The 12,708-nt window shown below is 70.1% G+C and carries 15 protein-coding genes; all 15 read right to left on the bottom strand.

Translation table 11 applies throughout. The features are described 5' to 3' along the window. Position 1 precedes the first annotated feature (1 nt). Positions 2-3,397 carry a phage tail protein gene (locus tag ACN27A_RS12370; RefSeq protein ID WP_421452736.1) on the bottom strand — a complete coding sequence of 1,132 codons (3,396 nt, stop codon included), beginning with the start codon at positions 3,395-3,397 and terminating at the stop codon, positions 2-4. 24 nt (positions 3,398-3,421) lie between these two features. Further along, the gene (locus tag ACN27A_RS12365; protein WP_421452734.1) at positions 3,422-3,763 is read right to left on the bottom strand and encodes a hypothetical protein; all 342 of its coding nucleotides are present in this window, start codon (positions 3,761-3,763) and stop codon (positions 3,422-3,424) included. Between the two features lie 47 nt (positions 3,764-3,810). Further along, a complete protein-coding gene (locus ACN27A_RS12360; protein ID WP_421452731.1) occupies positions 3,811-4,251 on the bottom strand; it encodes a hypothetical protein in 441 nt (146 codons plus the stop codon). After that, a complete protein-coding gene (locus ACN27A_RS12355; RefSeq protein ID WP_421452728.1) occupies positions 4,244-4,510 on the bottom strand; it encodes a hypothetical protein in 267 nt (88 codons plus the stop codon). Before ACN27A_RS12355 ends, ACN27A_RS12360 begins: the two co-directional genes overlap by 8 nt. Beyond that, a complete protein-coding gene (locus ACN27A_RS12350; RefSeq protein WP_421452725.1) occupies positions 4,503-4,916 on the bottom strand; it encodes a hypothetical protein in 414 nt (137 codons plus the stop codon). The genes ACN27A_RS12355 and ACN27A_RS12350 overlap by 8 nt, the downstream gene beginning before the upstream one ends. 103 nt (positions 4,917-5,019) lie before the next feature. Next, positions 5,020-5,586 (bottom strand): hypothetical protein, encoded by a 567-nt coding sequence (locus ACN27A_RS12345; protein WP_421452723.1) that lies wholly within the window; start codon positions 5,584-5,586, stop codon positions 5,020-5,022. A 76-nt stretch (positions 5,587-5,662) separates the two neighbouring features. Beyond that, positions 5,663-5,995, bottom strand: coding sequence for a hypothetical protein (locus ACN27A_RS12340; protein WP_421452720.1), 333 nt, complete (start codon positions 5,993-5,995; stop codon positions 5,663-5,665). Between the two features lie 64 nt (positions 5,996-6,059). Further along, complete coding sequence (locus ACN27A_RS12335; RefSeq protein ID WP_421452718.1) at positions 6,060-6,449, bottom strand: hypothetical protein; 390 nt, start codon at positions 6,447-6,449, stop codon at positions 6,060-6,062. Between the two features lie 6 nt (positions 6,450-6,455). Next, complete coding sequence (locus tag ACN27A_RS12330) at positions 6,456-6,761, bottom strand: HK97 gp10 family phage protein (protein ID WP_421452715.1); 306 nt, start codon at positions 6,759-6,761, stop codon at positions 6,456-6,458. A gap of 13 nt (positions 6,762-6,774) precedes the next feature. Further along, positions 6,775-7,161 (bottom strand): DUF6093 family protein, encoded by a 387-nt coding sequence (locus ACN27A_RS12325; RefSeq protein WP_421452712.1) that lies wholly within the window; start codon positions 7,159-7,161, stop codon positions 6,775-6,777. Between the two features lie 11 nt (positions 7,162-7,172). Continuing rightward, a complete protein-coding gene (locus tag ACN27A_RS12320; RefSeq protein WP_421452709.1) occupies positions 7,173-7,880 on the bottom strand; it encodes a hypothetical protein in 708 nt (235 codons plus the stop codon). Between the two features lie 213 nt (positions 7,881-8,093). Further along, positions 8,094-10,646: a GDSL-type esterase/lipase family protein gene (locus ACN27A_RS12315; RefSeq protein ID WP_421452706.1), complete on the bottom strand. Its 2,553-nt coding sequence runs from the start codon at positions 10,644-10,646 to the stop codon at positions 8,094-8,096. 78 nt (positions 10,647-10,724) lie between these two features. After that, complete coding sequence (locus tag ACN27A_RS12310; protein WP_421452704.1) at positions 10,725-11,240, bottom strand: hypothetical protein; 516 nt, start codon at positions 11,238-11,240, stop codon at positions 10,725-10,727. A gap of 14 nt (positions 11,241-11,254) precedes the next feature. Next, positions 11,255-12,190: a hypothetical protein gene (locus ACN27A_RS12305; protein ID WP_421452701.1), complete on the bottom strand. Its 936-nt coding sequence runs from the start codon at positions 12,188-12,190 to the stop codon at positions 11,255-11,257. Positions 12,191-12,346: 156 nt separating this feature from the next. Beyond that, positions 12,347-12,706, bottom strand: coding sequence for a capsid cement protein (locus tag ACN27A_RS12300; RefSeq protein WP_421452698.1), 360 nt, complete (start codon positions 12,704-12,706; stop codon positions 12,347-12,349). Positions 12,707-12,708 lie beyond the last annotated feature (2 nt).

Genomic DNA, 12,708 nt, shown 5'->3' with positions numbered 1-12,708 from the left:
CTTACCTTGCGAGGACGGGGGTGGGGGCGCGGCCGAAGGCGGCGTTGGCGTCCCCGCCGAAGTCGACGCGGATGTTGTCGCGCACCCACGCGAAGAAGCTGCCGGGGGCGTCGCCGTCGAAGCGGAGGGTCACGTCCGTCCGGCCAGCCGGCGGGGTACTCAACGTGGCCGCGCCGACACCCGCGTACGGGTCCACCACGGGGGCGATCTTCAGGGCGTACTGGTCGGAGGTGTCCGGCACGGCGGCGGCGATCATCCGGTCTCGGGCGGCTTCGACTGTGCCGATCGCGGAGTCCATGCCGACGGCGATGCCGGGTGGCAGCCAGCGGCCCACCTCGCGGGCCATCAGCTTCGACGGCGACCGAACCTCAAAGCCGATCTTGAATGCTTTGACCGCTTCCCACGCGAAGTTGCGGATGTGAGCCCGGAACCAGCCGCCGAGGGCGGTGATGCCGTCCCACAGTCCGTACACCACATTCAGGCCGATTTGATACATCTGCCCACGTAGGCCGGACAGCGTCGACCGGATGCGCCCGGCGAGCCCGGCGACTGCTGCCGCGCCCCGGGCGGGCAGCGTCGCCAGTGATGTCACGCCACGACCGACGCTGGTGTTCATCAACGCGGCGACGACGCCGGGGACGGACTGTAGGGCCTGCTGCACACGTCCCCGCAGCCCGGCGTAGCGCTGCTGGATGTTGTCCAGCCCGACGGTCACGATCTCGCTGGCGCGGCGGTGCGCCTCCGAGAAGAACCCGGACACCTGCACGGGAATGTCCCGCAGCGCCGAGTCGATCCGGCCAGTCAGGGACTCCAGCCGACCGGTCGTCCCGTCAACGAACCCCGTGACGGCGTCGCGGACGCGCGAAAGAGCCGTCCGGACCGTCTCGGCGGCGCCGTCGATGCGCTCCTTCGTGGTCATGAACCAGAAGCCGACCGCAGCGATCCGGGGGATCACCTCCGTCAGGAGGAAGCGGCTGAACTCCTTCAGCATGTCGACGTACTCGGACAGCTTCCGCTGGTTCTCCGGGTCGTTCAGGAACTCGGCCAGCGACTCCATGGTTTCGAGGAACCCGGAGCCCTTGCCGTTGTTGTCGGCGCCGAAGAGGATCTGCGTGATGCTCTTGAAGATCGATCCGACTGCCCGGCCGAGGCGGAACGTGTCCCGCAGGAACCCGGACGCCTTCTCGAAGAACGCCTCCAGCTTGCCCGACTCGTCGGCCGACTTGATCCACGCACCGAAGTCGTCGATCAGCCCGCCCAGTTCCTCACCGATGGCATCGGTGAACGGCTTCGCGGCGCGCGACAGCCGGCCGAACGCGTCGACGAGCGGCCCCGACACGGACTTGCCGATCCGCTCGATCATCTGGCGGGCGTTCTCGGCCCCGGCCGAGAAGTCCGCCATGAACTTCGGCTGGGTGATGTTCTTGCCGAGATCCTTGAAGAATCCGTTGAAGGTGTCGGCGTAGCTGCCCAGCGTCGTCTTCAGTTGGGGCAGCCACTTTGACCCGACCCGGCGGACTGTGTCGTCGAGGCCAGCGAAGAGACGCTGCTGCACGTCGAGGCGTAGATCCTCGAACGCGGGCTTCATCGACTTCAGCGCATCCACGAACTCCTGTGCCGCCGGCGCAAGCTTGATCATTTCCTTGGCGACGCCACCCGCCGAACTGCCGGTCTTCTCCTGAGCCGCCGCAAGCTGCTCATTCGCGGCAGTCAGCGACTCCTGCGCCGACTTGAGCCCGTCAGCGGCGGCAAGGAGCTGGTCGTTGGCGGCCCGCTGCCGCTCCATGGCGGCAACAACCTCGTCGGACCCCTCGATGCCCTTCTTGTCCGCCTCGATCTTGGCCTCGGCGGCGTCCTTCGCCGCCTGGGTCGCCTCCTCCGCCGCAAGCTGCGCCTGCTCCAGCTCCAACTGGGCGCGCTCGTACTCCAGCGGGTCCCGGGACCGGAACGCCTCCCGAAGGGCCTGCTCCGCCTCCCGAATCCGCAGAGCCGCATCCCGCTCGTCGAGCGCAGCCCCACGGGCCGCCCGCGCCACGTCCTGTAGCCGGCGAGTAGCCGCCCTGCGGGCATCGTTGATGGCGTTCTGAGCCCGCAACGACTCCCGCAGGGCGTTCTGGTAGGTCCGTTCGGCAGCCGCCAGGCCCCGCTGAGCCTGGGCGATGCTGCGCTCAGCGGCGGCGATCTGCCGGGCACCAGCCGCCGCGGACTGACCGGCACCACCAGCGGACGCCCCAGTCTTTTTGAACGCGTCGCCGAGGCCACGTAGACCGAGCGCGAGGGTGCCGATGATGCCGGCCCCACCGGTCAGCAGGGTTGGCAGGGACGCCAGAGCACCGGCGACAACGCCGATTGCGCCGGCAGCGGCGGCGGCAGCCGGGCCGGCCAGCAGCAGCGCGGCGACGGTGCCGCCAACGGCGACGGCAGCCGCAGTCGCCGGGTTGACGACGGAGAACAGGGCGTTGGCGGAAGCCGCCATGGTGGACATGACGGCCGAGCCGGCGGCGTTGACAGTGTTGGCGAGCTGCTGGAATCCAGCACCCACACCGGCCGGCAGTCGCGTCGCCAGGCCGGCGACGGCCCGCTGGAACCGGTTGTAGTCGACGTCGACCGGGATCGACACCTTGACCGAGCGGGACGCCGCGGCGACCATCGCCCGCAACCGCGCCTCGTAGGCGAGCCGACCTGCGGGCTCGGTGGGGATCTCCGCCTTCATCGTCCGCTCGATGGCGGCGAGCTGGGCGGCGATGTCCTGCCGGACGCGGGTCGTGTCGGCGCGGACCGGAATGCGAGTGTTGGCTTCGCGGCTGATGGCGGTGATCTGCCGCTGGATGTCGGTCTGGAACGCGCGGCCGATGGGGTCCGGCTTGACCGGCACACGGACCGGTGGGACGGCGCCGCGCACCCGGTTGGTGACGTCGGCGAGCATCGTCCGCAGGGACCGCTCGTAGTCGCCTCGCGCGCCGGGCTCCGTCGGCACTTCGATCTTCAGGTTGCGCTGGACCTGGTCGATGCGGCGGGCCAGGTCGGCGCGCAGAGCGTCGGTGTCCGCGCTGACCGGGATGCGGACCGCCTCGCGGCCGAGGGCACGGAGCTGCCGTTGGACGTCGTCGCGGAAGGCCCGCATCAGACCGTCAACGTCGGGGGTCTTCTCGCGAGGCGTGGTAGTGCGGGGGGTGGCCGGAGGCCGAGGCGGAGCCGGCGGCACGAGCGACTTCTTGTCGAACTGTGCCTCCACCGGAATCTTGATCTTCCGGCCGCCGAGGGAGTCGGTGATGGCCTTCTCGATCTCCGCCGACTTGAACTCGGCGACCACCGCGTCCCGCATCCGCCGGGCGAAGCCCTTGGCGGTGGCGGTGACCTCGACAGCTACAGCGCCGACGACAGCGGGGGAGGTCATGGGGATTGACCTCCCCCGCGCACGTCAGTCCTCGGTCGCCCGCCGCATTTCGCGGGCAAGGAACTCGTCGTCCAGGGCCCGTTCGAACTCGGCGGCCGTCGAAGGCCCGGCCTGCCCGGTGGCAGACGCCGGGGTCTGCCCGGCTGCGGCGGGGATGAGCCCGAGGTTGCGGAGCCGCTGGGCGACGTCGTCGCCGTTCGGTGCCTGCGCCTTCGGTGCCGAGATCGGCTTCTCACCGGGCAGCGGCACCGGCTCCGGGCGTTTGCCCTTCCCGCCGCCGCGCTGCCAGTTCGCTCCGGCCAGCCGCAGCTCGATACGCCGCAGCAGGTAGGTGTCGATGCTGACGTCGGCGGCGGGGCCGAGCATCCGCCGCCGGAACGCAGAGTCGGGCGGCAGGTGCTCGATGTAGCAGATCAGCTCCGTGACCGGGATGCGGTCTTGCGGCGGGCCGAAGAGGGCTTTTCGGAGGGCGATGCCGTGGTAGTGGTGGAGGTCGGCTGCGATGGCTCCGCCGTGCTCGTCGAGGAGTCGTCGGAGCCCTGCGCTTCCCCCGGCCGCATACCGGAGTGGGCGAGCCACTGGTCGAACAGGCGCATCATGGCGGGCGCAAACTGGTCGACGTCACCGAACCGCTCGGCCTGATCGCCAAGGCCCACGGTCAGCAGCTCGCGCATGGCCGCCATGTCCAGGCTGTCGGCGCGTTCGATGAGCCGCCAGTCCGAGATGTCGCCCAGGTGCGGCACCACCCACGACTGTCCACGCCACCGGAACGGGAACGGCTCGCGCAGCTCGGCGGCGTACGCGGCATCCAGGTCGAACTCGTCCACCGCCGGGGTCGTCGGCTGCTCAGACATTCGGGTTCACCTCCTCGGGCTCCTCGGCGCACACGGTGATGCGCTTCGCGAACAGGGTCAGGGTGACGAGCACGAGGCTGTCGGCGCGGATGTCCATCTCGTGGACCTTGACCGGGTGGTCGCGCGGCGCCAGCAGCTTCTGACCGTTGATGCGGATCTCGTTGGGGCAGATCACGTCGGCGGCCACGGTGGCGGGGGCGATGGGGTGGGTGCGCCGCTCGACGATCTCGATGACGGCGCCCACGGGACGGTCAGCCACGGTCGGTCACCTCCAGCCCTTCCGGTGCCCAGCCGGGGATGTCGCGGCGGGGATCGACGGGGGTGGGCTCCCACGTACGGGAGCGGGCGGCGCGGGCTGCGGCGACCGGCGACGGCTGTGCCGCGCCCAGGGTGACGGTGTCGGCCTGGAGGGTGAGGGTGACCTGCGGGCCCATCTCGCCGGGCACGACCTCGTAGGCGACCGCCGGCACCGGCAGGGTGACCCCGGCGATGGTGACGTCGAAGCCGACCAGGACGTCCGCCGGCTGTGTGCCGGTCGCCGGGTCGATCATGCCGAGGGCACCCAGCCGCTCGACGGCCTCGGTGCGGTCCTGCTGCACCTGTGGCGAAGCGGGGGCGCGGCGTTCGGTGATGGCGACGGTGACGCCCGGGGGCGTTGTGGACATGCGGGTCTCCTATGCGGGTCTCGTGCGGGTCAAGGGTTGGGTGTTGGGGTGGCGCTGGCGGGCGACCCGCACGGACTCCCGCCAGCGCCGGTTCAGGGCCCGGTCAGGGCAGGGCCAACGCGCTGTCTACGAAGTAGCGGTAGGCGACGTTGCCGTTGGGGTCGAGGAAGCACTTGACGGTCCACTGGTAGACCGTCACGTCCTGCGACGACCAGACGACGTCACCGCGCTCGGCGACCTGGCCGAGGGGGATGACGATGCGCTGCGCCTTCGTGCCGTCGAGGCCGTGCAGGATCCAGGTCCGCACGTCACGCACGGGCGGCTTCTCGGCGATCGACACACCCTCGGCGGTCTGGGTGATCGTGGAACCCGGGTACTGAATGCCGAGGGTGGTGAGGGTGGTCTGCATCGCCGCGAACTGGAACGTCTTCGTGAAGTCACCCGGAAGGCTGGCGGCGAGGGCGTTGCCCTGCCACATGAAGATGTCGTTCGTGTCCTGCGACGTGGCCTCGGTGATGCCGTCCGAGGTGATCGCACCGACGTCGCCGTAGATCGCCGCGTTAAGGGTGGTGGTGCCGTTTGTCGGCAGGACCGGGTTGGAGACGCCGTAGCCGGACACGGCGACGAGGCCGTTCTGGTAGGCGCGGATGGCGCTGGTGTCGACCGCCATGGGTCACTCCGTTCGTGGGCATGGTGAAGGCCCGGCGGTCGCCGGGTACGGACGTGTGCGGGTCCGAGAGAGCAGGTCAGAGGGTGTAGGCGGACAGCTTCAGCTCGGCGTTGTCGACGTTGATCTCCATCAGGGAGCCGTAGGCGACGGCGTCGAACGGGCCGATGTAGCGCGACGCCCCGGCGGGGATCGAGTAGGTGCGCGGGGCCGGGGCGAACCCGTCGATGGCGCCCTTGATGACGACGCCGAGGGTGCGGGCTGTCGCAGCGCCGTTGGCGTTGCGCACGAGCAGGAACGTGTTGCCGTTGTTGGCGACCTGGTGGTTGTTGGCGGGGTCGCCGTTCACCTCGGCGGCCGGCGCGACTCCGGAACGGGTGATGTTGGTGACGGGGACGGTGACGCGGGGCATGGCTCCTCCGGGCATGACGATGTCGCCGAGCCCGGCGCGGGTCGGCGTAGCAGGTGGGGTGGGGTCAGTCGGTGTGCAGGGTGAGCCGGTAGCTGGCGGTGCAGCGGCGGATCACCGGCACGTCGTACGGGATCAGGGCAGGCCGGGCGAGCGTGAGGACGTCCTTCACGAACACCCCGCCGTGGCTGGTGCCGGGCAGTAGCCGCCGCAGGGCCCGCCGGCACTCCTCGCCCAGATCGCGGGCCGCATCGCGGTCATCGGCGAAGCAGTCCACATCCACGTCGGCGACGTCGAGGGTGAGCACCTGGTCGCCAGGTCCGCCCGCGTCGTTGACGGCGACCTGCCGCAGGCCGGCGGTGAGCCGTGTCGGGAGGTCTTCCCCGACCGTCGGCTTCGGCGCGGTGAGGTGGGCGGGCAGCCACGCGACAATGAGCCCGACCGGGTTGGCGGACATCGGCGGCTATCCCCGGGCCGCAGGGAGCGCCCGCGACAGGATCCGCTGCGCCCGCATCTTCGACGTGCCCCGCTCCAGGTAGATCGCGTAGGGGGTGTTGTTGACGACCCGCGCGTACGCCGCGCCGTTCGGCTTGATGCCGGAGCGGACGGTGTGGGAGGCCACGTAGCGGCCGGTGCGGATCGGGGACAGCTGAACGGCCAGGGCCCGCACCAGCTCGGCGCGGCGTTCCACCTCCCGCACCATGAACGGCTCACCGATCATTCGGCGGATACCGGCCCGGTTGCTGCGCACCTTCACCTTCACCGGCACGACGCACCCCCGATCACAGGGCCGGCTGGTCGTGCAGGTTGCACGCCAACGTCTGCTGGAAGCGGATGGAGCCGTGCATGGTGCCCAGCACCACGAGCTGCTTCCCGACCAGCTCTGAGTCGCCGGGGCAGTCGACGATTTCGACGAGGTGGCCGGCGGTGACGGTGAGGCCGTCGGCCGCAGGCACGACCACCGCGAAGTTCGCTGCGGTGAGGTGTTGGTCGGCGACGATCGGTAGCAGCGACCCGTCGCCGGCCTGCTGCACGCGCAGCGGACCGTCGTAGATGAGCCGGAACGCGGTGTCGTAGATACGGCCGTGTGCGGTGCCCTGCCGGTCGGCGACCTTGCGGCCCCATGGCTCGAACCCTCGGTGGAACAGCCTGGTCCCAGGTAGCGGCACGCCTTCCCCCTCTACAGGTAGTCGTCGCCCCACGGAATCGGAGCCGGGAACGCCCACACCGGCATCAAGGGTTGGCCGCCTCCGGGCCCGGTGCCGCCTTGCTCGGCGGCGGCCTGCTCGCGTAGCGAGGTGGCCTGCGCCCGCAGCTCAGAGGCGACAGCGGGCCCGTCGGTGCTGAGGTCTTGCGTGCTGATCTTCTTCGCGATCAGCAGTTCCGACCGGGCTATGACTTCCAGCGCCGACGCCGCAGCGAGCTTGGCCTTGTCGCCCTCAGCGGCGAGGAGCGCCGCAAGCTGCCCGTCCTCGAACAGCGGTTCATGCTCGTTGACGTCGGTGATGAGTAGCCGCACCATGCCGATCGGGGTGGCCGGGTCCAGCTCGATCGGCGGCAGGCCGACCCTGGACCGAGCCACCACGAACGTGCCCTCGATCGCGTCGTCGACCCCCGACACTGACAGCCGCCAGGCGTGAGCGCCGGGCACCGTGGGCACATATCGTCCCGTGTAGACGTTCCCGATCGACGTGACCGTCATTGGCATGGTGACACCGCTCGGCAGGGTCACCGTGCCGACGACGGCAACGCCTGTCGCAGGTTCCTGGTCTTCGTCGAGGAGCGTCCAGTCGACGCTGAATCGGGAGCCGACCCAGTAGGCGCGGACCGGCCGGTACGGCTGCTGTGGGATCTCCTCGAACTCGTCGCCGCCTGCTGGCACCGGCATGGGGTCACCCCCCGTCGGCGTCGCAGGACAGCACGTCCGGCCGATCCATAAGTCCCGGGCTGGGTGCCGGCCGGACGGCAGGACCAGTCAGTAGCTCGTTCAGCTCAGCCAGGGCGCGACCGGCAAGCTCGGCCAGCGGTACCAGGTTCGGGTCGGAGACGGGGATCTGCTGCCGCAGTAGTAGGTCCCGCAGCATTTCCGCGACGTCAGGGCTCACGACAGCGGCCCCACGGTTGCCCCGGCGATCCGCACGAACAGGCCGGCCGTGGTGACCCAGATGTCGCCGTCGACCGGGCTGGTCGGCGCGACTCCGGGGGCGATGCGCAGGGGGGCCTTCGTGGCGGTCCCGGCAGGCAGGCGCAGCGTGCCCGGCACCTGCACGACGTGGGCCGCGGTGCCCAATATGAAGTCGTTGGCGGCAGTAGCCGTGGCAGCCACGTTGGTCGAGTCCCGACCGATCGCCACCGCTCCTGCGGCCGTGGCGGTCACCTGGTAGCCGAGAGCCAGGGATCCCGCCCCGGAAGCGCTCGCGTTGGCCCCGAGGCTCACGCTGCCGGCCCCGGCTGCCGTCGACTGGTAGCCGATCGTCGTGATGAACGAAGAGGCTGCGGTGGTGGCCTGTCCCGACTGGTATCCGACGGACGTCTGCCCATCAGCGGTCGTCGTGGCGTTCGCGGCCACGTTCCCCGGCTGGTACTGCGCGCCCTGCCCGATGGCGGTGTTGCTGTGTCCCGTCGTCAGGTTGAACTGGGTCTGTCCGCCGAGAGCAGTGTTGCTGTTCCCTGTCGTCAGGTTGTACTGCGAGGAGGATCCGACACCGGTGTTGAACAGGGACGTGGTGAGGTTCGCCTGCGCCTGGTCTCCGACGGCCACGTTGACCTGACCTGTGGTCATGGCCGTCTGCGACCCGCGCCCAACGCAGACGTTGTTGGTGCCGGTGGTCATGGCGGCCTGGGCGTTGTGCCCGATGCCCACGTTGTTGTCGCCGGTAGTCGCGGAGGCTTGGGCCTGGTACCCCACCGCCGTGTTCCCGGCCGCAGTCGTCATCGCTTGCTGGGCTCGTCCGCCGAGAGCCGTGTTGTTGTTGCCCGTAGTCAAGTTGAACTGGGCCAGCCCGCCGAGAGCGGTGGCCCCGATGGCGGTGGTGAGGTTGAACTGGGCCGCCTGGCCCACGGCGACGTTGTAGTTGGGCGTCGTGAGCTTGTTCTGGGCCTGGTCCCCGACGGCTACGTTGTTGGAGCCGGTGGTCAGCGCCTTCTGGGTGTCGGCTCCGAGCGCGATGTTGCCGAGACCGGTCGTGGCCACCTGCTGGGCGTTCTGGCCGATGGCGACGTTGCGCACCCCGGAGGCGAGCCCCTGCGCCCCAACGCCCAGGCGGAGACTCGTGGGGTTCCGCTGGGACTGGAGGTACGGCCAGAGGTCACTGACGCCTCCGAAGGTCACCGCCGGGAAGTTGGGGCCCGACGTCTGCCCGATCAGCTCCAGGTTGCGGTCCCGGGACTGCGCCGGGTATTCGGAGAGCGGCGGCACGCCGGGGATGACCACAGCCGCGCCGATCGAGCGGCACAGCGCCACGGCCTGCTCCAACTCATCGGCCATCACCGCCGACGTGACTCCGGCGTAGACGTCGTTGACGCCGTACTCCAGCACCACGTAGTCGGGGTTGTGCGGAGCGACGTCTGTGGCGAAACGAGCGATCATCTGGCTGAGTCGGTTGCCCGGGACGCCAGCGTTGATCACGTTCGTCTCGCCGAGACGGGTGTCCAGCTCCCGGTTGAACTCCAGCATCGACTCCGCCGTCCAGGAGTCCCCGAGCCAGACCACCGTCTGCCCCGCCCCGCCGGAGATGACGTAGGAGCCGTCCGCGCGCTTGGCGTGGGCGAGCCAGTAGCCGTACGCCCGACTCCCGCCCACGGCGTCGAAGGTGATGTGGCTGGCGTTGGTCCAGACCGGTGCGACCGTGGCGCCCGACGCGAGAGCTGTACCGACGGCCGGAGAGACCGTCAAGACGCTTCCCGCGACGTTGGTGACTGTGAGGAGTTGCTGGTTGGCGGTACCGGCGCCGGTGACCAGAAGGACGCCGGTGAGCAAACCTGTCGCGGAAGCGACGGTAAGGGTCGTCGCCCCAGCGGAGGCCGGAGCCGACAGAGTCGTGGCTGTGTTGCCCTGGCCGGTCACCCACGGCACAGAACCAAAGAAGTCGTTGTAGGCGTCAAGGTAGTCCACGCGGGGGGCGGCGGTGGGCAAGGCGGCGACGGTGGCGCTCAGGTCGGCGAGGTCTGCGGTCACCGTGGTCGTTGACGTTTCGACCGCGTCAAGACGCACGTCAAGGGCATTGTCGCCAGCCACTCGGGCGGCCTGCTCTGCGTTGACTGCCGAGACTGCCGAGCTGATTGCGGCCGTCACGGCGTCTTGGAAGTCTGCGACGGCCTCAGCAAGATTGTCTAGGCGATCATCGACTCGCGCGTACAACGGGACGATTGGTCCGCCGTTGATGGACGTATAGACCACGTCGGTGCCGACCGGGTATTGGAACTGCGGGATGCGAGAGTGGACGTCCACGATCAGCGTGGAGTCGATGATGTCCTCGCCGGAGAGTGTGAGCACGTCGGCCGGGATAGATGCCGCTTCGTCGGCGAACAGCGGAACCGAATATCCGCGGGCGCGTGCACGTCCGTCCCGCAGGAACACGACGCGGTACGCCTCGTCGGGGCCGATTAGGCGCCCAGACTCTGATGCGGCGTTGCCGCCAGCGGGAACGGGCATGGTGGTGTCCTTCTCTGCTTTGCAGGGTGGTTCGGTCGCCCGCCCCCGAGTGCGGGCGACCGAACCAGTCCGGGGGGATTAGCCCTGGCGGGCCTTGACCAGTTCGAGCAGGTCCGACTTGTCGGCCCGCACCAGGTCGTCGTAGCTGCCGCCCTGGGCGACCAGGTACTCCACGAGGACGTCGGGGTGGGATCGGCCGTCGGGGGCCTTCCCGCCGAGGGCGGCCAGCTTCTCGCGGGCCACCCGGCGGCGCTCCGCCGTGTCGGCGGTGTCCTTGTCGTCCGCCGACGGCTCCGGTCCGGCGGCCGACGGTGCCGTGTCGGTGGTTTCCTCGTCGGCCGGGGCGAGGGCCCGCGAGCCGTCGGGGTTGGGAACCACGGTGCCGTCGGCGATCGCGGCAGGCTCACCGTCGGCGTTGACGCCGCCGGTTTCGTCGCCGCCCACGCGGGCGGCCATGCCGATGTCGAGCAGGTGCTTCAGCTCCGGGGCGTCCTCGGGAATGAGGGCGCCCTTCAGCACGAACACCTTCGCGCGGCCGAGGGCCGTGTTGGTGGAGACGTAGGCGCCTTCGCCCACGAGCTGGTAGGTAGCCACGGTCAGGTCCCCTCTCAGCCCAGCGAGCCGGTGCCGGTGAGGCGGATCGCCGCGCCCGGCTCCTGCACGATCGGGACGGTGATGCGGCGGGCCCAGATGTCCCAGGCGTCGCGCTCGTCGATGCGCTTGCTCTTGTACTGGAGGCGGTTCTCCAGGGTGGCGTAGCCGGGGTCCAGTTCGGTTTCGTCGGCCATGCCGCCGAGCTGGTCCGGGTCGTACACCCACACGTCGTCGGAGGGGAGGTTGGCGACGGGGGTGGTGATGATCTCGTACTTGCCGAGGCGTTCGATGTCGCCGCCGTAGATCGGGTTGTCCGACGCCTCGCGGCGGCGCAGCGCGGCGATCGCCGGGTCGGTGATCAGCAGCGCGTACTTGGTCGTGCTCATCAGCACGGCGCGCGGGTTGTAGCCCTGGTTGAGGTCGACGACCTTCGCCGCGGCGAGTTCGACGTCGCGGAACAGCATCGGGCTCGCGGCGTTCCACGCGGCGCTCGCGGCGATGTTCGCGGTGACGGCCGACGCGACGGCGGCGGTGGTGAGCTTGTCGACCTTGCTGATGACGGCGTTGGCGGTCTTGATGAGGGCCCGGTTGAGTTCCTGGCCCTTGTAGACGCTGCGCTTCAGCTTCTCGTCGGTGAGGCTGACGGCCTGGCCCCACTTGCTGACGGCGGCCAGCGCGGCAGCGCCCTCGGGGGTGACGTCGCGCGGGTACTCGCCGCCGGGGGCGACGGACTCGACAGGCCGCGTGTTCATGATCGGCTCGGACTGCTCGAACGCGATCGCACCACCGGAGCTGCGGTAGCGGCCGGTGAGGATGCGGTCGCTGACGAACCGCAGCTCGGCGATGGTGCGCAGCCGACGCTTCAGGTAGGTGGGGTTTTCGAGCAGGCGGTGGATGGTGAGGAGGTCGCCGGCCAGCGTGGGAGCGGCCGGAGGGTAAGCGCCCGGCATGCGGGTGTCCTTCCAAGGTGGCCCGGCTGGCGGGCACGACGAAGAGGCCCGGCACGCGGGATGCGTGGGGCCTTGGTGTGCGGGTCAGGTTGTGGTGGTGCGGGTACGGCGACGCCCGCCGGTCACAGGGGGCCGGCGGGCATCACAGCGGGTGGGTCAGATCTCCATCCACTCCACGTCCACGCCGTCGGCGGCGGTGGTGAGGGCGATGCCGATGTTGTTGACCCCGGCGGTGCCCGAGGCGACGGTGCCCCCGGCACCGGAGTCGACACGAGCGGCGGCGGTGATCGCACCGGACGCCGGACTGACGTGGATCTTGCCTCGGGGGAAGTACGACACCCGCGAGCCGGAGGCGGCGTCGTGGGCGGCCACACCAACGACCGCGGCGGATCCGGCCCCCGCCGTCTGGACGGTGCCGTTGCCGGACACAGCGAGGAGGCGCCCGCCGGTCACGGCAGCCGAGGCAGTGGCGGTTACCTGGTCGACGTACAGGAACTTCGGTTCGTAGGCACCCACGG

The sequence above is a fragment of the Micromonospora sp. WMMD737 genome, assembly GCF_049179055.1.
GTDB lineage: Bacteria > Actinomycetota > Actinomycetes > Mycobacteriales > Micromonosporaceae > Micromonospora > Micromonospora reichwaldensis.
This window is presented reverse-complemented; position numbering and strand designations above follow the sequence as displayed.

Coding starts and splice junctions, on each gene's coding strand:
- ACN27A_RS12345 (WP_421452723.1), bottom strand. CDS start 5,586: ATGGCGGTCGACACCAGCGCCATCCGCGCCTACCAGAACGGCCTCGTC.
- ACN27A_RS12320 (WP_421452709.1), bottom strand. CDS start 7,880: ATGCCGGTGCCAGCAGGCGGCGACGAGTTCGAGGAGATCCCACAGCAG.
- ACN27A_RS12365 (WP_421452734.1), bottom strand. CDS start 3,763: ATGCTCGGCCCCGCCGCCGACGTCAGCATCGACACCTACCTGCTGCGG.
- ACN27A_RS12350 (WP_421452725.1), bottom strand. CDS start 4,916: ATGTCCACAACGCCCCCGGGCGTCACCGTCGCCATCACCGAACGCCGC.
- ACN27A_RS12335 (WP_421452718.1), bottom strand. CDS start 6,449: ATGTCCGCCAACCCGGTCGGGCTCATTGTCGCGTGGCTGCCCGCCCAC.
- ACN27A_RS12315 (WP_421452706.1), bottom strand. CDS start 10,646: ATGCCCGTTCCCGCTGGCGGCAACGCCGCATCAGAGTCTGGGCGCCTA.
- ACN27A_RS12340 (WP_421452720.1), bottom strand. CDS start 5,995: ATGCCCCGCGTCACCGTCCCCGTCACCAACATCACCCGTTCCGGAGTC.
- ACN27A_RS12305 (WP_421452701.1), bottom strand. CDS start 12,190: ATGCCGGGCGCTTACCCTCCGGCCGCTCCCACGCTGGCCGGCGACCTC.
- ACN27A_RS12360 (WP_421452731.1), bottom strand. CDS start 4,251: ATGTCTGAGCAGCCGACGACCCCGGCGGTGGACGAGTTCGACCTGGAT.
- ACN27A_RS12370 (WP_421452736.1), bottom strand. CDS start 3,397: ATGACCTCCCCCGCTGTCGTCGGCGCTGTAGCTGTCGAGGTCACCGCC.